This is a genomic window from Brevundimonas sp. AVps7 (genome assembly GCF_058681545.1).
The window spans coordinates 272,872-291,532 of sequence record NZ_CM178742.1 but is presented as its reverse complement, the minus strand read 5'-3'; the positions used below and the strand labels follow the sequence as shown (position 1 = coordinate 291,532).

General features: G+C 69.8%; 17 protein-coding genes. 8 read left to right on the top strand and 9 right to left on the bottom strand.

Annotation, left to right across the window (positions count from 1 at the left end; all coding sequences use genetic code 11):
- Positions 1 to 25 precede the first annotated feature (25 nt).
- The gene (gene recQ / locus ACW17Y_RS01535; protein WP_492037026.1) at positions 26 to 1,900 is read left to right on the top strand and encodes a DNA helicase RecQ; all 1,875 of its coding nucleotides are present in this window, start codon (positions 26 to 28) and stop codon (positions 1,898 to 1,900) included.
- On the opposite strand, the gene ACW17Y_RS01530 is transcribed toward recQ, so the two are convergent.
- Positions 1,897 to 2,430 carry a phosphoribosyltransferase gene (locus ACW17Y_RS01530; RefSeq protein ID WP_492037025.1) on the bottom strand — a complete coding sequence of 178 codons (534 nt, stop codon included), beginning with the start codon at positions 2,428 to 2,430 and terminating at the stop codon, positions 1,897 to 1,899. The two genes, recQ and ACW17Y_RS01530, sit on opposite strands and share 4 nt — an antisense overlap.
- Positions 2,423 to 3,358 carry a zinc-ribbon domain-containing protein gene (locus ACW17Y_RS01525; protein WP_492037024.1) on the bottom strand — a complete coding sequence of 312 codons (936 nt, stop codon included), beginning with the start codon at positions 3,356 to 3,358 and terminating at the stop codon, positions 2,423 to 2,425. Before ACW17Y_RS01525 ends, ACW17Y_RS01530 begins: the two co-directional genes overlap by 8 nt.
- 77 nt (positions 3,359 to 3,435) lie before the next feature.
- Between ACW17Y_RS01525 and ACW17Y_RS01520 the strand changes: the two genes are divergently transcribed.
- From ACW17Y_RS01520 to ACW17Y_RS01505, 4 genes are read left to right on the top strand one after another with little or no spacing between them, the layout of a single operon-like run.
- The gene (locus tag ACW17Y_RS01520; protein ID WP_492037023.1) at positions 3,436 to 4,146 is read left to right on the top strand and encodes a cell division ATP-binding protein FtsE; all 711 of its coding nucleotides are present in this window, start codon (positions 3,436 to 3,438) and stop codon (positions 4,144 to 4,146) included.
- A complete protein-coding gene (locus ACW17Y_RS01515; protein WP_492037022.1) occupies positions 4,143 to 5,075 on the top strand; it encodes a cell division protein FtsX in 933 nt (310 codons plus the stop codon). Before ACW17Y_RS01520 ends, ACW17Y_RS01515 begins: the two co-directional genes overlap by 4 nt.
- Positions 5,076 to 5,083: 8 nt before the next feature.
- Entirely contained in the window at positions 5,084 to 5,719 is a 636-nt protein-coding gene (locus ACW17Y_RS01510; protein WP_492037021.1) for a YdcF family protein, read from the top strand.
- Complete coding sequence (locus ACW17Y_RS01505; RefSeq protein WP_492037020.1) at positions 5,716 to 6,471, top strand: lysophospholipid acyltransferase family protein; 756 nt, start codon at positions 5,716 to 5,718, stop codon at positions 6,469 to 6,471. Before ACW17Y_RS01510 ends, ACW17Y_RS01505 begins: the two co-directional genes overlap by 4 nt.
- Here the strand turns inward: ACW17Y_RS01505 and hisC are convergent.
- The 3 genes from hisC to ACW17Y_RS01490 are packed head-to-tail and all read right to left on the bottom strand — an operon-like array spanning position 6,449 to position 9,317.
- Positions 6,449 to 7,546 (bottom strand): histidinol-phosphate transaminase, encoded by a 1,098-nt coding sequence (hisC, locus tag ACW17Y_RS01500; protein ID WP_492037019.1) that lies wholly within the window; start codon positions 7,544 to 7,546, stop codon positions 6,449 to 6,451. The genes ACW17Y_RS01505 and hisC overlap by 23 nt on opposite strands.
- A gap of 14 nt (positions 7,547 to 7,560) precedes the next feature.
- Positions 7,561 to 8,268, bottom strand: coding sequence for a hypothetical protein (locus ACW17Y_RS01495; protein ID WP_492037018.1), 708 nt, complete (start codon positions 8,266 to 8,268; stop codon positions 7,561 to 7,563).
- Entirely contained in the window at positions 8,268 to 9,317 is a 1,050-nt protein-coding gene (locus tag ACW17Y_RS01490; protein ID WP_492037017.1) for a DUF2125 domain-containing protein, read from the bottom strand. Before ACW17Y_RS01490 ends, ACW17Y_RS01495 begins: the two co-directional genes overlap by 1 nt.
- Positions 9,318 to 9,559: 242 nt before the next feature.
- Between ACW17Y_RS01490 and ACW17Y_RS01485 the strand changes: the two genes are divergently transcribed.
- Positions 9,560 to 9,994, top strand: a complete 435-nt coding sequence (locus ACW17Y_RS01485; protein ID WP_492037016.1) for a VOC family protein — start codon at positions 9,560 to 9,562, stop codon at positions 9,992 to 9,994.
- A 191-nt stretch (positions 9,995 to 10,185) separates the two neighbouring features.
- Here the strand turns inward: ACW17Y_RS01485 and ACW17Y_RS01480 are convergent, their stop codons facing one another.
- Entirely contained in the window at positions 10,186 to 13,041 is a 2,856-nt protein-coding gene (locus ACW17Y_RS01480; protein WP_492037015.1) for an ATP-dependent DNA helicase, read from the bottom strand.
- A gap of 61 nt (positions 13,042 to 13,102) precedes the next feature.
- Here ACW17Y_RS01480 and ACW17Y_RS01475 point away from each other — a divergent pair, with 61 nt between their 5' ends.
- Both ACW17Y_RS01475 and pdeM read left to right on the top strand, forming a co-directional pair.
- Positions 13,103 to 15,754: a ligase-associated DNA damage response DEXH box helicase gene (locus ACW17Y_RS01475; RefSeq protein ID WP_492038225.1), complete on the top strand. Its 2,652-nt coding sequence runs from the start codon at positions 13,103 to 13,105 to the stop codon at positions 15,752 to 15,754.
- Entirely contained in the window at positions 15,751 to 16,494 is a 744-nt protein-coding gene (gene pdeM, locus ACW17Y_RS01470) for a ligase-associated DNA damage response endonuclease PdeM (RefSeq protein ID WP_492037014.1), read from the top strand. The genes ACW17Y_RS01475 and pdeM overlap by 4 nt, the downstream gene beginning before the upstream one ends.
- Here the strand turns inward: pdeM and ACW17Y_RS01465 are convergent.
- Genes ACW17Y_RS01465 through ACW17Y_RS01455 form a run of 3 tightly spaced genes read right to left on the bottom strand, consistent with a single transcriptional unit; the run spans position 16,491 to position 18,639 of the window.
- Positions 16,491 to 16,907 (bottom strand): DUF3429 domain-containing protein, encoded by a 417-nt coding sequence (locus tag ACW17Y_RS01465; protein WP_492037013.1) that lies wholly within the window; start codon positions 16,905 to 16,907, stop codon positions 16,491 to 16,493. The genes pdeM and ACW17Y_RS01465 overlap by 4 nt on opposite strands.
- Positions 16,907 to 17,716 carry a TIGR02186 family protein gene (locus ACW17Y_RS01460; protein WP_492037012.1) on the bottom strand — a complete coding sequence of 270 codons (810 nt, stop codon included), beginning with the start codon at positions 17,714 to 17,716 and terminating at the stop codon, positions 16,907 to 16,909. The genes ACW17Y_RS01465 and ACW17Y_RS01460 overlap by 1 nt, the downstream gene beginning before the upstream one ends.
- On the bottom strand, positions 17,713 to 18,639 hold the full coding sequence (locus ACW17Y_RS01455; protein WP_492037011.1) for a sulfite exporter TauE/SafE family protein: 927 nt from the start codon (positions 18,637 to 18,639) through the stop codon (positions 17,713 to 17,715). The genes ACW17Y_RS01460 and ACW17Y_RS01455 overlap by 4 nt, the downstream gene beginning before the upstream one ends.
- Positions 18,640 to 18,661 lie beyond the last annotated feature (22 nt).

The following is an 18,661-nucleotide window of genomic DNA, read 5'->3' as shown; positions in this document are numbered from 1 at the left end:
GAAACGTATGGGGCACAAGCCGCCGATGCTCGCCGATTCACCGACATCCTCGCCCGGCCTCGACGCCGCGCGCGCGACGCTCGAACGCGTCTGGGGTCACGCCGACTTTCGAGGGTTGCAGGCCAGGGTCGTCACCGAGATCATGGCCGGACGCGACGTCCTCGCCGTCCTCCCCACCGGCGGCGGCAAATCCGTCTGCTACCAGATTCCCGCCATCCTCCGCCCGGGTCTCGGCCTCGTCATCTCGCCCTTGATCGCCCTGATGACCGACCAGGTCGAGGCGCTGAAGCAGCAGGGCGTCGCCGCCGCCCGCCTCGATTCCGGCCTCTCGCTGGACGAGCGCACCAATGTCCTGCGCGCCGCCCGCGCGGGCGAGCTCGACCTGCTCTACGTCTCGCCGGAAGGCTTGGCCTCCGGCGCCCTGACCGACCGCCTACGCGACCTGCCGCTGTCGCTGATCGCCATCGACGAGGCCCACTGCGTGTCCCAGTGGGGCCACGACTTCCGTCCGGACTACCGGACGCTGGGCCGGCTCGGCGAGCTCTTCCCGGGCGTGCCACGCATCGCCGTCACCGCTACCGCCGACGCCCGCACCCGCGACGACATCCTGGCCTCGCTGCATCTCGAACACGCCGCCGTCTTCGTCGACAGCTTCGCCCGCCCGAACCTGCAACTTTCGGCCATCCGCAAGGAAAGCGCGTCGCGCGCCAGAACCGACGCCCATGTCATCGAACTGGTCCGCGCCCGGAAGGGCCAGTCGGGCGTCGTCTATTGCGGGTCGCGCGACGGCTGCGAGCGTGTCGCCGACGCCCTGAAGTCCGCCGGCACGAACGGCATTGCCTATCACGCCGGCATGTCTGGTCCGGAGCGCGACAAGCGGCTCGAACGCTTCCTGGCTGAGGACGGCGCCGTCATGGTCGCGACCATCGCCTTCGGCATGGGGGTCGACAAGGCCGACGTCCGCTTCGTCATCCACGCCGATCCGCCGGGCTCGCTGGAGGCCTACTGGCAGGAGATCGGCCGCGCCGGACGCGACGGTGAACCGGCCGAGGGCATTACCCTGTACGGCCCCTCCGACATCGCCTGGACCCTCAAGCGTCTCGACAGCCGCCCGATGGCCGAGGAGGTCAAACAGGTTCAAACGCGCAAGGCCCGCCAGCTGTTCGCCATGCTGGACGGCGCCGTCTGTCGCCCCCAGGCCGTGCGTCGCTATTTCGGAGAGACCGACGCCGGACCCTGCGGCGTCTGCGACATCTGTTCCGACCCGCCGGCCCTCTACGACGCCACCGTCCCGGCCCAGAAGGCGCTCGCGGCGGTCCAGCGGCTCGGCGGCCGCTTCGGCAAGGGCCGGATCGTCGACCACCTGCTGGGCAAGACCAGGGACGTCCAGCCCTGGGAGTCCGACCTCTCCACCTGGGGGATCGGCAAGGACATCGCCCCGACCGGCTGGCGCGACATCGTCGACCACCTGATGTTCGAGGGCCTGCTGCTGGAGGACCCGAACGACGGCAAGCCCCTGGTCGGCCTCGGCGACGCCGAGCGCGTTCGCGCCGTCTATCGTGGCGAGATCGCCGTAGAGGTCCGCCGCACCCCGCCCGGCTTCGACGCCGGAACCCGCTCGGGAAACCCGCGCAACCGCACCCGCAACGACCGCAACGCCGCCGTCGAGGCGCTCGACGTCGACGTCCGCGCCCGTTTCGAGACCCTGCGGGCCTGGCGCCGTGACCGCGCCTCGGAACAGCACGTCCCGCCCTACGTGATCTTCCAGGACAAGACCCTGCTGGAGATCGCCCAGCGCGAACCGGGCTCGCTCGACGCGCTCGCCGCCATTTCGGGCGTCGGCCAGTCGAAGATCGATCGCTATGGCAAGGGCGTGCTGGCGGCCCTGGCGGGGGACTAATCCAGCGCGCAGATATCCGGCAGGCCGCGCATCGCGCCGGCATGATCCAGGCCGTATCCGACGAGGAATCGGTTCGGAGCCTCCCAGCCGACGAAGTCCGGCTCAGGCGCGCGCGGCAGGGGCCAGGGTTTGCGGGCGAAGACGCAGGTCACCACCGCGGCGGCGCCGGCTTCCTTCGCATGACGCACGGCCTCGGCCAGCGACAGGCCGGTGTCGAACACGTCGTCGAGGATCAGCACCTTGCGATCCTTCAGCGACCGCTGGAACGGCGCATGGACGTCGATCCGGCCCCGGCTCGACTGCTCATCGCCATAGGACGCCAGCCACAGGGCGTCGAACCGGACATGGCGTCCGATCCGCGACAGGGCCCGGGTCAGGTCGGCCGCGAACCAGAGCCCGCCGGTCAGCAGCACCGCCGCGACCGTCTCGTCGTCGATGACCGGTGCGATCCGTTCGGCCAGATCGGCGACGATCCTGCCGATTTCGGCTTCGGGGAGAAGGACGGTGGGCGTCGGGGGAGCTTCAGCCATGCGAGGCGGATACCGCCTCGGCGCCATGGCTGTCGATAGGCGCATGGCTTTCCGCCGCATCATGGGCCGGTTCGGCATGCATGGGCGCCGCATCGACCGGCTCCTCGTGGGTCGGCGGCGACTCCTCGATCAAGGCGGGGCGCATTCCGTGCTCGTCCGGAGTCGGGAGCGGGCGGGCGTGGGCCGGGGTCGCTTCGTGACCCGCGCCATGGGCCGCCGGCGCGGGGCCGTCCTTGGCGAAATCGACACCGACATCCACGCCGTGGGCGCCGGGATCGCGAATCAGGGCTGCGAAGCCCTGGACCCCGCCCGGTAGAACCGGAGCGCCGTGGAGCTCTATCAGGGCGAACCCGACCTCCGCCCCGTGGGCGTCCAGAAGGGCGACGCGCACCGGCGGGGCGACGATCTCACGATCACGGACATTCCTCAGGGCGCCCGACACCATCACCATATCCGGGCGATCGGCCACAGCCTTGGCGGTCACGGCCTCGAACTCCAGCCCGACCGCGTTCACCGGCGTCCCGACCATGGCGTAGGCGGCGGCGGCGCGGGGATAGAGCTCGACAACCTCGACCCGGAACAGCCAGCCGGCGCCGATCAGGCCGACGAACAGGCTGGCCAGACCGGCCCAGACCGCGCCGTGGGTCGCCGCGCGACGCAGACGACGCTGTTGCTCGGCGCGGGCGCGGAAGGCCTTGGGCAGTTCCGGCGCCGGCGTCTCTGGCGAAACCGGCGGCGCTTCCTCGAACGACCTGGGTTCGGGTGCGAGGATCGGCTCGCTGGCCGCCGTCAATTCCAGCGGCTCGTCGGTCGGCAGACCGTGCCAGACGTGGGCGCAGGACTGGCAACGCACCTTGCGGCCGCCGGGCGGAATGGCGCCGTCGGGGGCGAAATAGCTGGTGGCGCAGGACGGACAGGTCAGTATCATGGTCGCTGACTGCGAGGCCGCTCGCCGGCCCCCTCCTGTCGGAACGCGATGCGCTCCGGTCCATACGAAAAAATCAGATGCCTCAGTCGCCCCGCCGCGCCGCCGAATCCGCGCCATCGCCCGAAACCGTCCGCCTGTCGGCGGTCAGCTTCGGCTATGCCGAATCGCCCGGCGTGCTGCGGGACGTTAACCTCATCCTGCCGCGCGGCTCTTTCCACTTCCTTACCGGCGCGTCCGGAGCGGGAAAGTCTTCGCTTCTGCGTCTTCTGACCCTCGCCGAGCGGCCGACAGAGGGCCGCATCGCCCTGTTTGGCCAGGACGTCACCGAGGTCTCGTCGCATGACCGCCCTGTCTGGCGCCGCCGCCTCGGCGTCGTGTTCCAGGACTTTCGCCTGCTGGACCACCTCAGCGTCTTCGACAACGCCGCCCTGTCGCTGCGGGTGCGCGGCGGCAGGCGCAGCGACTACGCCGCCGACGTCGAGGAGATGCTGGCCTGGGTCGGGTTGGCGGACCGGGCCAACGCCCTGCCGACCGCCCTGTCAGGTGGAGAGAAGCAGCGGCTCGCCATCGCCCGCGCGGTCATGGCCAAGCCGGACCTGATCCTGGCCGATGAGCCGACCGGCAGCGTCGACCCGGCCATGGCCGATCGGCTGCTGAAACTGTTCCAGGCGCTCAACAGGCTCGGCGCCACGGTGCTGATCGCCAGCCACGACGAGGATCTGGCCCGGCGCTCCGGCGCACGTCGTCTGGTCCTTCGTGACGGCCGCATCTCGGGGGCTACGGCATGATCCGCTGGTCCAACCTGTTCGGCCCCGGCCCTCGCGTCCGTCCGACCCGGCCAGAGAGCGGCCTGTTGCCTCGCGACGCGGCGGGTGAACGCTGGCTGGGCGCGGTCATCGCCGTCCTCTGCTTCCTCGCCTGTCTCGCAGCGGTTGGGGCCGTCGCGGCGGACCGCGCCGCGCACGGCTGGGCGCGGGAGCTTCGGGCCGAGGCCACCATCCAGGTCCGCCCCCGCGTCGGCGAGAGCGGCGACACCGCGGCCGCCCGCGCCGCCGAGACCCTGGCCGGGGTCAACGGCGTGGCCGAAGCCGCCGCCATGGACCGCGAGACCGCCGAGGCCCTGCTGCGCCCGTGGATGGGCGAAGCGGTGCTGGCCGACCTGCCCCTGCCCTATCTCGTCACGGTCCGCCTCGACCGGGACGCTCCCGCCAGCGCCCTGACGCTCGGCCGCGCCCTGGCCGAGGCGGGGCTGGACGCCACCGTCGACGACCACAGCCTGTGGCGCGGCGAAGTCGAGCGGTCGGCGACCCTGATCACCATCCTCGCCTTGGCCGCCTTCCTGACAACGGCCTTCGCGGCGGGCGCGGCCATCATCTACGCCGTCCGTGCGGGCATTCAGGCACGCCGCTCGGTGATCGAGACCCTCAGTCTGTCGGGCGCCACCGACGCCTCCATCGCCTGGCTGTTCCAGCGCCGGTTCGCCCTTCTCGCACTCGTCGCCGGCGCCGCCGGATCGGCGGGCGCGATCGCGCTGCTGGGCCTTCTGCGCGTCCTCGGCGGTGCAGAAGGGCTGACCCCCGCCCTGCCAGTTGCCTGGGCGGACATTCTCATGCTCTCGCCATGCCCGCTGGTCGCAGCTACGGTAGCGCTTGTTGCGGCGCAACTAAGCGCCGGAAGAGAGATGGCGAGGCTTGGCGCGTCCCAGGTCGGCGGCTAGGATTAAGCATGAAGTTTCTGGCGCTTGTCGGGATCGTGGCCCTGATCTGGCTGGTAGGGCTGTTCGCCTTCGCCGACCGGGTGCGCGGCTTCACGCCTGCGCCGGAGCCGGAGCGCGCCGACGGCATCGTCGCCCTGACCGGTCCTTCGGCCGAGCGCGTCAATGTGGCCATCCGCCTCCTGGAACAGGACAAGGGCGAGCGGGTGCTGATCTCGGGCGTCAACCGCGAGGTTCGCCGCCAGGAACTGCGCGAACTGACCCCCGGCTCCAACCGTCTGTTCAACTGCTGCGTCGACCTCGGTTTCGAGGCCGAGACGACCAACGGCAACGCCCAGGAGATCGCGGCCTGGGCTCGCGCCAAGGGCTACGACAGCCTGATCGTCGTCACCTCCGACTACCACATGCCCCGTTCGCTTCTGGAGCTGCGCAGCGCGGCGCCCGATGTCGAGCTGACGCCCTATGCTGTCTCGACGCCCTCGCTCGACAACTCGCGCTGGTGGCGGGCGGCGGTCACGGCGCGCCGGATGACGCTGGAGTACGTCAAATATCTCGCTGTCCTCGGCCGCGAGACGCTGCACAGGGTCACTGGACATAACGAACGCCCCGCCGTCGAGACCTCGACCGACGAAGCAGCGCCAGCATGAAGACCGTCCGCACATTCCTGTTCGTCGTCTGGTTCTATCTGTCGATGGCCGTCGTCGCTGTAGGCCTCTCGCCCGCTCTCCTGATGGGTCACCGCCAGGCCATGGGCGTGGTCCACATCTGGGCGAGGACAGCCCTGTTCGGATACCGCTGGATCGCGGGCGTGAAGGTCCAGACCCTGGGTCGCGACCATGTCCCGACCGGCGGCGCGCTCGTCGCCTCCAAGCACCAGGGGCTGCTGGACTTCGTGGCCCTGATCGCCGTCCTTCCAGACCCCTGTTTCGTGTTGAAGAAGGAGCTGACGCACATGCCCTTCCTCGGCTGGTTCGGCGTGAAGACCAAGATGATCGCCGTCGATCGCGACGGTCACGCCAAGGCGCTGAAGGACATGGTGCGCCAGGCCCGCGACCGTCTCGCCGAGGGTCGTCAGATCATCATCTTCCCGGAAGGCACCCGCGCCGAGGTGGGCGCCGAACCCGAGTACAAGCCCGGAATCGCCGCCCTGTACCGCGAGCTGGAAACGCCCTGCTGCCCGGTTGCGACCGATTCCGGCGTCTGGTGGCCCGCGAAGGGGACCATCCCGCAGGGCGTGGCCACCTTTGAATTCCTCGAGCCGATCCCGGCCGGACTGAAGCGCGCGCCCTTCATGGTCGAGCTGGAACAGCGGATCGAGACGGCGTCCGCCGCCCTTCTCGCCTCAAGCGAGGTCGCGCCTCAAACCCCGAGCGCGATCAACTCGCCGCGAACTCGCTGAGAGCGTCGATCACCGCGCGGTTCTGGTCCTCGGTGCCGACGGTGATGCGCAGGCCGTCGTGGATGCCGTAGCCGCCGACCGGGCGGACGATAATCCCCTTTGAGTTCAGATAGTCGCTGGCAGCCGCCGCATTGCGCTTCTCGTCCTTGAACAGAACCAGCACGAAGTTGCCGGCCGAGGGCAGGACCTCGAAGCCGAAACCGCGGATGGCCTGGGTCAGGCGCGGACGCCAGGTCTGGACCATCTCGCGCGAGGCCTTCTGGTGCGCCTCGTCGCCGAGGGCGGCCGTGGCGGCGTCCAGTCCGGGGACCGAGACGTTGAACGGCAGCCGGATGCGGTCGACCGCCTCGGCGACCGCGACCGGCGCATAGCCGAAGCCGATACGCAGGCCGCCGAGGCCGTGGATCTTGGAGAAGGTGCGGGTCACGACGATGTTCGAGGCGTCGCGCGCCAGCGGGAAGCTCGTCTCCCAGTCCGGCTCGGCCACGAACTCGGCATAGGCCTCATCGACGACAAGCAGGATGTGGGGCGGCAGGGCTTCGTGCAGGCGGCGGATTTCCTCGCCCGAATTGTAGCTGCCGGTCGGGTTCGAGGGGTTCGAGACGTAGACGATCTTCGTCCGCTCATCGACCTGTTCGAGCAAGGCATCGACCTCGGCCTTGTAGCCGGGCTCGGGCGCCAGCTTGACCTGGGCCTCGCAGGCCATGGCCGATATGCGATAGGCGAGGAAGCCGTACTGGCCGGTGACGATGTTGTCGCCCGGCGTCAGATAGGTCTGGTTCAGCAGGGCGAAGACCTCGTCCGAACCATTGCCGAAGATCAGCCGTTCCGGCTCCAGCCCGTGGTGCTCGGAGACAGCGGTACGCAGCTTCGTGGCGCGGCCATCCGGATAGATGTGGATGTTTTTGATCGCGGCCTCATAGGCCTCCCGGGCCTTCGAACCGGCGCCCAGGGCGTTCTCGTTCGAGGACAGCTTCATCGGCTCGGCGATGCCGACGATCGACGATTTGCCGCCGACATAGGGAGCGATGTCGAGGATGCCGGGCTTGGGCGCGGGCGCGTTGATCTCGGTCATGGAGAGCCTTGAGGTCAGAACAGGGGAGCGGCGCCGATCACGCCCTTCAGGGCGCCGGGGGCCGCCGAGAGCCGCCCGTCTTCGACCTGCACATAGCCTGCGAGCATGAACAGCTTCAAGCCGCCTGCGGAAGCGAGAGGACGGGCGACGAACCCGCAGACCGACAGGGCCTCGACGATCCGGCCGTCGGACAGGCCGGAATCGGTCACCCAGAAGGTGCGATCCCCGCCCGTCGGGCCGGTCGGAGAAGCGGCCACCATCAGGGCGGAGGGCACGCCGTTACGGTCATCGGGCAGGGCCGCGATGACCTGAAGCTCGGGGCGGGCCAGAAGCTTGCCCCACCAGGGACGGCCGGCGGCAAGGTCGATCAGGGCGCGGGCGCCGGAAGCGGCCTGGGCCAGGGCCGCGTCGGGGTCGGCGGCAACCTGGGCTGACAATCCGAAGCGGTCGGCGGCCAGAAGCCCGGCAGCGGGTCCGGCGACAACCAGCGGGGCTCCTGTGCGGGCCTCGATCCGACCCCACAGGGCGCGGAGCATGGCGTACTGGTGCGGGTCATAGCTCTCGGCCAGCAGGGCGCGCAGGGCCAGGGTCGAGGCGTCAGGCGCGGTGTCGGCCCCTGCCGCCAGCCTGTCGGTCAGGGCCTCGATCAGGGCCTGATCGAGGACCAGCCGGTCGGTGTCGACCCTGGGTTCCTCCAGCAATGCGCCGTGCTTCCTCGCCATCAGAACAGCTTGGGCGCCGGGACGATGGCGAAGGGGCCGAGGAAGGTGCGGCCGTCGCGGAACGTCAGTTCCAGCGTCATGTCATCATCGCCGCGCACGGCCGTCGCGGCGGCAGCCCCGGCCGCGCCGACGCGATTGACCGAACCTGCGCCCGACCCGGCCAGACCGGCAATGGCGGCCATCGGCTTGACGGCCTGAAGCGAAACCACGCCTTGCAGACGCCCGTCGGCGGAGGCGGACAGGACGTCGCTGGACAGGGTGGCGCGGCTTTCACCGGCCGACAGCTCGCCACGAATGGCGGTGAATCGGCCGCCCGCGCGGGTCCAGGCGGCGAAGACGCCGGCGGCGTCCGCGCCCTGAAGCCGGTCGGCGTCCTCGACGACGGTCTCGATCTGGGCGGTCAGCTTGCCATTGCGGGCCATGCCCTCGACCGGGCCGCCGGGGCGGCCCTCGGCGTCGATCAGGCGGAACAGAACATCGACGCTGGTGTCGACGCCGGGCGTTCCGGCGGGCGCCAGATGCGGTCGCAGGTAGAGCTCGACCTTGCCGGCGCGCGAGATCGGGAAGACCTCGGAGCCTTCGTGCGAGGTGAACTCCGGATCGGCCATCTCGACCGCGACATTGGGCCAGCGCTGGGTCAGACCGTGGACGCTGGCGCGGATGAACCGGCCGCGCACGGCGACCTTGCCCTTGCCCGGCCGGGTCAGGACCAGGCCGTCGCCGACGATCAGGACCCATTTATCCGGGTTCCAGGCATTGGCCTCGGCCGCCAGATCGGGGGCGGCGACCGCAAGCCCCGAGGGTGCGGTAATCGAGACGTTCTCCGCCCCCAGCCGAACGCGGAACGGCCAGCCCGAGGTCCCAAGGCCCGTGTAGGTCACGTCCCAGCCGCCGGCGCGCATGGCCTCGACCCGCTGATCCAGCTGGCTGCGGACCTGACCGGCCAGAACGAACCACCAGATCGACCAGGCGATCAGGGCGACGATGAACAGGCCGATCGGCGCGAACAGGCCGGAGCGCTTGTGGCGGGGCGGCGGGGCGTCGGTCATGCGGTCCTTTGGGCGAGAGGGCGATAACGGAGTCGGGATAGTCCCTAGAGTCGTGTCGAGCCGACTCCCGAATTGGAGTCTAGATAGTCCGTTGAGTCCCGATCGTCAGCCGGAGCGATGCACGCCAAGACGGGCGGATATGGGGCTGGAAGACTGCGGCGGCAAGCTGTCCCGCTGCCGCCAAAAAAGGGATCAGCAGCGTGCTACGGCCGTTCTGACGTCATCACAGGAGGGAGAAGGCCATGGAGACGCAGTCGCTGCATCGAGGTCGTCTGATCGACCATATCCAGCTGGTCGTGCGCGATCTGGACGCCAGCCGGAAATTCTATGACGCCGTGTTCGCGGCGCTGGGATTGCGTGTCGAGGGCGAGGGGCCGGGATTCTTCTGGATAGACGAACTGTTCGTCTCCTCAGCCGGGTCCGAGGCGGATCAGGGCGTGCCGACCGGTCGCGTCCACCTGGCCTTTCAGGCGAAGGACCGTACGATGGTCCAGGCGGTTCATCGCGCCGGGCTTGCGGCGGGTGGCGCGGACAACGGCGCGCCGGGCGAGCGGCCCTATCACCCGGGGTACTACGCGGCCTTCATGATCGACCCGGATGGCAACAACATCGAGGCGGTGTATCACGGGCCGCACGCGCGGTCGGCGGAGAGTGTGGAGATCACGTTCGAAGGGTGATCGCCGCCCCTCTCCCCTTGCGGGAGAGGGAGGCCGCGCACGGCGGCGCAGCCGTCGTCCTTGCGCGGTCGGGTGAGGGGTTTCACGGGCAGCTGAAATGAGGCTTGCAAGACGGATTTTCGACGTCAGCGTGACCCCTCATCCGACCTCCGCTGCGCTCCGGCCACCTTCTCCCGCAAGGGGAGAAGGAACTAGGCCAGAAACTCCCGCGTCACCTCGATCGCCCCCACCAGGCTCATCCGCTGCACCTCGGTTCCCGGCGGGAGGGCGGCGAACAGCCGGGTCGGCGTCGCGGCGTCCAGCATCACGAACACCCCCTTGTCATCCGCACGGCGGATCAACCGCCCGAAGGCCTGGGCGATGCGGGCGCGGGCGAGGGCGTCGTCATAGCCCTTGGCCCCGAACTTCTCGCGCCGCGCCTTGTGCAGCAGGTCCGGCCGCGGCCAGGGCACGCGGTCGAAGGCCAGCAGGCGCAACGACCGGCCCGGCACATCGACCCCGTCCCGCACCGCATCAGTGCCCAGCAGGCAGGAGTCCTGTTCGGCGCGGAAGATATCGACCAGGGCGCCGACCTCCAGCGGATCGACATGCTGGGCGTAGAGGGGGATCTGGGCCTTGGCCAGATCGGGGCCCAGCCGCTCATAGACGGCCTTCAGCCGCCGGATGGCGGTGAACAGGCCCAGGCCGCCGCCGCCGGCCGCCAGAAACAGTTCGCGCATGGCGGCCGCCGTCTGGCGCGGATCGTCCTTGGCCACGTCGCCGACGACGATGACCCGGCTGTTGGAGGCATAGTCGAACGGGCTCTCGACCTTCAGAGTCCGCGCCGGTTCGATCAGCCGCGCCGCGCCCGTGCGCATCCGGGCCATGCCGAACAGGTCGCCGCCGCTGGCTTCGGCGATCGGGTCGGACAGGGTGGCGCTGGTCACCAGCACGCCGTGGGCGGGAAGGATGACGGCGGCCTCCAGCGGCACGGTCGGGTCGATCCAGTGGCGGCGCAGGGCCACGTCGTGGATACGGCCGAACGCCGTCTCGACCGACAGCCAGTCGACAAAATCGGGGTCGGCCTCATCGCCCCCCTCCTCCAGCGCCGCCAGCATCGAGCGCCATCCGGGAAGGGTCATGCGTGCGCGACGGTCAAGGCCCCGCAGGGCGCCTTCGATGCGGGCGCGCGAGGCGCCGTCGAGCTCGGACGCCTCGTCGTCGAGGATGTCTTCCAGATGCCGGGCGAGGGCCAGCAGGGGGGCCTCCACCGCCGCGATGGCCTGGGCTGCGCGCCGGGCCGTTTCCAGCAGGGGTTCGGTCGCGGGACGGACCGAACATTCCGTGCCGAACTCCGACGATCCTGACGAGGCGGCCTCCGACGTCCGCGCCCGAATCTGCTCCAGCGCCGCCATCAGGAACTGTTCGATCGGCCCCACGGGATTGACCTCTCCCGACGGCGGGGCGATGCGGCCGGAGATGCCCTCGCCCGGCAGGGCGGCGGCGGCGCGGATGGCGTCCTGAAGCGCCTTCGCCGCCGCCTCGTTGTCGGCGCACAGGTCGCCCAGCCGCTGTTCCAGACCGCGTCCGCGACGGCCGCGGCCCTCCGGCCCCCGGATCCAGCGCCGCAGCTCGGCCGCCTCCTGGCCCGAGAGACAGGCGGAGAAGGCGCTGTCGGCGGCGTCGAACAGGTGGTGGCCCTCGTCGAAGACGATCCGCTTCAGCGCCGCCGTCTCTCCGTCCTGCTTCAGGCCGCGCGCCGAGCGGGCGCCGTCGAAGGCGGCCTGGGTCATTACCAGCGCATGGTTGGCGACGACGAGGTCGGCCCGGCGGCTGGCGCGGATCGTCTTCTCGACGAAACAGGTGCGGTAGTGGGGGCAGGCCGCGTGGACGCATTCGCCACGCCGGTCGACGAGGTTGCCGGCCGACGCCTGATGGCTCGCGGGGGTTGCGAACAGGCCGGGCAGCCAGCCGGGGAAGTCGCCGCCGGTCATGTCGCCGTCGCGGGTGTGCATCGCCCAGCGGCTGGTCAGGGCCAGACCGATCAGGTCGCCGTTGCCCAGCTGGGCCGCCTGGACCATGTCCTGAAGGTTCAAGAGGCAGAGGTAGTTCTCGCGGCCCTTGCGGACGACGGTCTTCTTCTTGCGCTCGACCGGGTCGGGCCACAGGGCGGCGCTTTCGCGGTCGATCTGGCGCTGGAGGGCTCGGGTATAGGTCGAGACCCAGGCGGCGCCCTGATTGCGTTCGGCCCACAGGGAGGCGGGGGCCAGATAGCCGAGGGTCTTGCCGGTGCCGGTGCCGGCCTCGGCCAGCAGCATGCGCGGTTTGCCCTCTTCGTTGCGGGGCGAGAAGGCGTAGGCGGCCTCGGCGGCGTAGTCGGACTGGGTCGGGCGGGTCTCGTCGAGGCCCGAGGCCTGAAGCAGTTTCTCCAGCCGGATGCGGGCGGATTCGGAATCGACCGGGGCCGACCCCGCCTCCCCACGCGGCGCTTCATCCTCCCACTCCGCCAGCCGCGACCAGGCGTCGAGCCCGGAGCCGCGATACTGGCGTTGGCGCAGGGGGCCGGCCTGAAGCGCGCCCGAGACCCGCCAGGCCCAGGACCAGCCGGCGCGGCCCAAAGTCTCGGCCAGGGTGAAGGCATCCTCGCGATGGGGGTAGGCCGGGTCGGCCAGCTCCTTCAGCAGAACGGCGGCAGCGTCGCGGAGGGCCGCAGCCTGGGCCTCCGCCCCCCTGGGTTCGGCCATGCCGAGCGCCAGCGCCAGACCACTCGGCGACGGGGCGCAGAAGGTCGCCGGCCGCACGAAGGCCCACAGCTCCAGCACGTCCAGCAGGTCGGGCGACCGGGGCGGAGCGGACAGGCCCAGCCTGCGAGCCGTCAGCGAGGCGTGGGCCACCACCACCGACCCGCCGGTGAACACCCCCTCGGCCGCACCCCGCCCGATCTTCCGCGCCCCCTCGTCGTCGCAGATCGCCCCCGCGCCCGGCGGCACGGCCAGCGCGGGCGGCAGGACCAGCCACGGCTCGGCGCCGGTCAGGGCTCGACTGGAGATGACGGATTCGTCGGACACCTCAGACAGATAGCGACGAACGGGATGAAACGGAACGGGAACATGCTATATCCCGCAAGTGATCCCGCCCGCCGCCAGTCTGCCGCCGTTGTTCGCCGACTGGTTCGCCTCGCGGGGCTGGGCGCCGCGTCGGCATCAGCTCGAGATGATCGCGGCCGCCGAGGCCGGGTCGCACGCCCTGCTGGTCGCGCCGACCGGGGGCGGCAAGACGCTGGCGGGGTTCCTGCCCAGCCTGATCGACCTGGCGGAGCGGGGGCCGAGGCCGCCGCATGGACCGGGCAGCGGCATTCATACGATCTATGTCTCACCGCTGAAGGCGCTGACGACCGACGTCGAGCGCAATCTGATGACGCCGATCCGCGAGATCGGGCTGAACATCCATGTCGAGAGCCGCACCGGCGACACCAAACAATCGAAGAAGCAGAGGCAGCGCGAGAACCCGCCGGACATCCTGCTGACCACGCCTGAACAGCTGGCCCTGTTCTGCGCCTGGGGCGGGGCGCGGGCGTATTTCTCCGATCTGAAATGCATCGTGCTGGACGAGGTCCACGCCATCTGGTCGGGCAAGCGGGGCGATCTGCTGAACCTCGGCCTCGCGCGGCTGCAGAGCTTTTCGCCGGGGCTGCGGCGGGTGGCCCTGTCGGCGACGATCGACGATCCGCAGCTGATCGCGGAGTGGCTTCAGCCTCACTTCCCTTCTCCCCTTGCGGGAGAAGGTGGCGGGCGAAGCCCGACGGATGAGGGGTCGCACCAGCCGCTGGAGTCCGCTCATCCAGCGCACGATCTTGAAGGTCAGCGTGACCCCTCATCCGTCTCGCTTCGCGAGCCACCTTCTCCCGCAAGGGGAGAACAGATCGTGATTGTAAAAGGCGATCCCGGCGCCGTTCCGATCATCGACGTGCTGGTGTCCGAAGGCCGCGTCCCCTGGGCCGGCCATACCGGCCAGCATGCGATCCCGGAGGTCTATGAGGCGATCAAGCGGTCGGGCCTGTCGCTGATCTTCGTCAACACTCGCTGGCAATGCGAGTTCGTGTTCCAGCAGCTCTGGGCCATCAACGACGATGATCTGCCGATCGGCCTGCACCACGGGTCGCTGGCGGCCGAACAGCGGCGCAAGATCGAGGCGGCGATGGCCCGGGGGGATCTAAGGGCCGTGGTCTGCACCTCGACGCTGGACCTCGGCATCGACTGGGGCGACGTCGACCTGGTCATCCAGATGGCCGCGCCCAAGGGGTCGAGCCGTCTGGTGCAGCGTATCGGCCGGGCGAACCACCGGCTGGACGAACCCTCGCGCGCCCTGATGGTCCCGGCCAGCCGGTTCGAACTGCTGGAGTGTCAGGCCGCCAAGGAGGCCGTTGCCGACAACGCCTTCGACTGGGAGCCGCATCATATCGGCACCCTCGACACCCTGGCCCAGCACGTCATGGGCGCAGCCTGTTCGGAGCCCTTCGACCTGGACGCCCTGCACGCCGAGGTGACGTCGTGCGCCCCCTATCGCGGCCTGAGCTACGAGGCCTTCGAGGAGGTGGTCGATTTCGTCGCCACCGGCGGATATGCACTCCGCACCTACGACCGGTTCGCGCGGATCGTGCGCACGCCCGAGGGCCAGTGGACGGTGCGCAACCAACTGATCGCCCAGCGCCACCGGATGAACGTCGGGGCCATCGTGGCGGCGGGGACGCTGAACGTGAAGGTCGCCTCGCGGCGTGGAGGGGCGTCGAAACAGCTGATCGGCGGGCGCAAGGTCGGCGAGGCCGAGGAGTGGTATTTCGAACAGCTGACGCCCGGCGACACCTTCCTGTTCGCCGGTCAGGTCTGGGCGTTTCAGGGCATAAACGGCATGGACGCCCTGGTCACCCACGCCAATGACAAGGACCCCAAGATCCCGTCCTGGGGCGGGTCGCAGTTCCCGCTCGGCACTTCGCTGGCGGCCCGTGTCCGCGACATGATCCAGGACCGCGACCACTGGCGCGTCCTGCCGCCCGACGTGCAGGAGTGGCTGGAGCTGCAGGAGCAACGCAGCCTGATCCCCGACGCCGACAGCCTTCTGATCGAGACCTTCCCGCGCGGCAGCCGGCATTTTCTCGTCGCCTATCCGTTCGAGGGGCGGCTGGCCCATTCGACCCTGTGCATGCTGTTGACGCGACGGCTGGACCGGCTCGGCGTCGGGCCGCTGGGGTTCGTCGTGACCGACTATTCCTTCGCCATCTGGTCGATCAAGCCGATGGACGGGCTGGACTGGGATGCCCTGTTCCAGCCGGACATGCTGGGCGACGACCTCGAGGCCTGGCTGGAGGAGAGCTTCATGATGAAGCGCACCTTCCGCAATTGCGCCCTCGTTTCCGGCTTGATCGAGCGTCGACAGCCGGGCGCCGAGAAGACGGGGCGACAGGTGACCTTCTCCACGGACCTGATCTACGATGTGCTCCGCCGCCATCAGCCCGACCATCTGTTGCTGAGAACCGCACGGTCCGACGCCGCCTCCGGCCTGCTCGATGTCGCACGCTTGGGCCAGCTGCTGAGCCGCATTGCAGGCCATATCCGCCATGCGCCGCTGGAACGGGCCTCGCCCTTCTGCGTGCCGGTGCTGGTGATGATCGGGCGCGAGCGGGTCGGCGGTGATGCGGCCGAGATGATCCTGGATGCTTCCGCCGCCGACCTGATCGCCGAGGTCATGGAAGACGCCCCACCTGAACTGCAGGGGGCGGCGTGAACGCGGCCCTGCAAAAGACGCTGGCGCCGGCGCGACGGCCCTGCGGGTCCCTGTCCGTGCGGGTCATGGGAGAGCTCTGCGTGCTGCGCTGTTCCGGGGCGTTGTGGCTGCCGGATCATCGGACACTGGTCGCCGGCGACCTGCACCTCGAAAAGGGTTCCGCCTTCGCTGCGCGGGGCCAGATGCTGCCGCCCTACGACAGCCGCGCGACGCTGGACAGGCTGGAGGCGGAGATTGCCGAGCTGAAGCCCGACCGCGTCGTCCTGCTCGGCGACAGCTTCCACGATACGAAATCCATCGGCCGGATGGCGGCGGAGGATCGCGAGCGTCTGGACCGGCTGGCCTTCGGTCGAGACTGGGTCTGGCTGGAGGGCAACCACGACCGCGAGGCCCTGACGGCGGCCGATGCAGACGCCGTCTCGCGCCTGCCAGGCCGGATCGTCGGCGACCTGCGGCTGGGCGCCCTGTTCCTGACCCACGAGCCGACGCCGGAGGCCGGGGACGGCGAGGTGGCGGGGCATCTGCACCCCTGCGCCCGGGTGGTGGCCCACGCGCGGATGGTGCGCCGTCCGTGTTTCGTCACCGACGGGCGCAGGCTGATCCTGCCAGCCTTCGGCGCCTTCACCGGGGGGCTGAACGTGCTCGACCCGGCCGTCGCCGGCCTGTTCGCCACGCCGCCGATGGCCGCGGCGCTCGGCAAGGACCGGGTCCATGCCCTCGCCTGGAGCGCCCTCGCCTAGAGCAGCTGCAGGACCACGCCGAGGCTCAGCACCGCGCCCGTCGTCGCGCTGATCCGCAGATTCCGGTACCAGACAGGAGAGGGGCCGAAGTCCCAGTACAGCATGGCGATCAAGCCGAAGATCAGGACCAGCAGCCGAAACTCGACAGGCACGCCCGCTATGAAGGTCAGCCAGGCCGCGACCGGCGGCAGATTGCTCAGGATCAGGGTGGCGGGACGGGGATCGCGCTCGGCGAAGGCCTTGCCCCATCGCGCCCCCGCCAGGAAAGACAGGATGATCGCGCCGTAGACAGTCAGCGGTTCGACCCAGCGCTCGCCCTCACCCGGAGCCAGCACGATCAGGGCTGCGAGGCCGACGAAGGGGACGAGGCCGGCGAGCGTCAGCATCCAGGCGGTCAAACGCGTCCGATCCATCAGCTTCTCCTGAAGACCCTGCTCGCCAGATACCCCATGCCCGCTGCGAGCAGGACGCACAGGATGCCGTAGGTCCATGGCCGCCGATGCGCGAACTCGTAGATGTCGCGTTCGAAGCCGACCTTTTCGACCGTCAGGGTCAGGTTCGACACGCCCGCCGGTTCGCCGTCACGGAACAGCCAGACCTCGGCGTGGTATTCGCCGGTCGGGGCGACGGTGGGCAGTTCGACCTGGGCGCGGAACAGGCCGCGATCGACGAAGGTCACCCCGTCCGGGTCGGTGTCGTAGAGGGCCGCCGCCTCCTTCAGCCGGATCACGGCGCGGCGCCAGTCGAGGTAGTCCTCGCCAAGGCGCGAGATGACGACGTCGCGCACGCCGTAGCGGGTGACGGTGCGGCTCTCCTCCGGCGCGTCGATGCGCAGGTGGTCGACGCCGACGCCGAGGCGGCGCAGCTGGCCGAAGCCGGCGATGTCCGGCAGGGGGCGGGTCGAGGCGGTCATGTAGAAGCCGGGCGCGCCCTCGAACAGGACCGGCCGGCTGTTGAGCCAGACGCCGAGGTTGCGGGTCTTCTTGACCAGACGGATGGGGGCGTCGGGGCCGCGCACCACGACGACCACATCGGTCGGGTCGTCGGTCGGGTTGAAGACCGCGCCATAGAGGACGATCGACGCGCCGCGGAAGCTGGAATCGACCTGGACCCGCGCGTCGGTCAGGGCGGCGGCGACGCGCAACTCGCCCTGGGTGCCGACAGACATCTCTGGGGCAAGCGCCTCGATCGCAGGCGGCGGAGGGGGCAGGGTCTGGATCATCCCGCCGACACCCCGGGCGCCAGGAGGAAGATGTCCGAGGGTCGGACGAACAGCTCCAGCCCCATCTGGATGCCGACGAACAGGATCAGCAGGCCGAGCGCCGCGCGCAGGATATCGGCGCGGAACTTGCCTGCATAGCGGGCGCCGAACTGGGCCCCGACCACACCGCCGACAAGCAGAAGTGTCGACAGGACGATGTCGACCGTCTGGTTGCGGCCCGCCTGCAGGATGGTGGTGATGGCCGTGGTAATGATGATCTGGAACAGGCTGGTGCCCACGACCACCCCTGCCCGCATGCGCAGAGCATAGAGCATGGCCGGGACCAGGATGAAGCCGCCGCCGACCCCCATGATGGCGGACAGAACGCCCGCGAAAACGCCCAGGCCGAAGGGCGGGATGGCCGAGATGTAGAGGCCCGACTTCGGAAACCGCACCTTCCACGGCAGGCCGTAGAGCCACAACGGACGACGCCGCTCCTGGTGCGGAGCGATCTCGCCGCGATGACGACGCAGGATTTCGGTCAAGCTTTCGCGCAACATCAGCAGACCTATAGCGCCGAGAAACACGAGATAGGACAGGGCCACGACCAGGTCCGCCTGGCCCAGAAGGCGCAGGTAACGGAACACCTCGACTCCGCCGAGGGCGCCGACTGCGCCGCCGACGGCCATGATGCCCCCCATCTTGAAGTCGACCGCGCCCTGGCCGGTGTAGCGGATCACGCCGGAGGTGGAGGAGGCGACGACGTGGCTGGCCTGGCTGGCGACGGCCACCGTGGGGGGGATGCCAAGGAAGACCAGCACCGGCGCCATCAGGAAGCCGCCGCCGATGCCGAACAGTCCGGACACGAATCCGACCAGCGCGCCCAGCAGAACCAGGAACGGCCAGTTCACCGAAACCTCGGCGATCGGCAGATAGATCTCCAAAGGGCGGGCCTTCGGCTGGAAC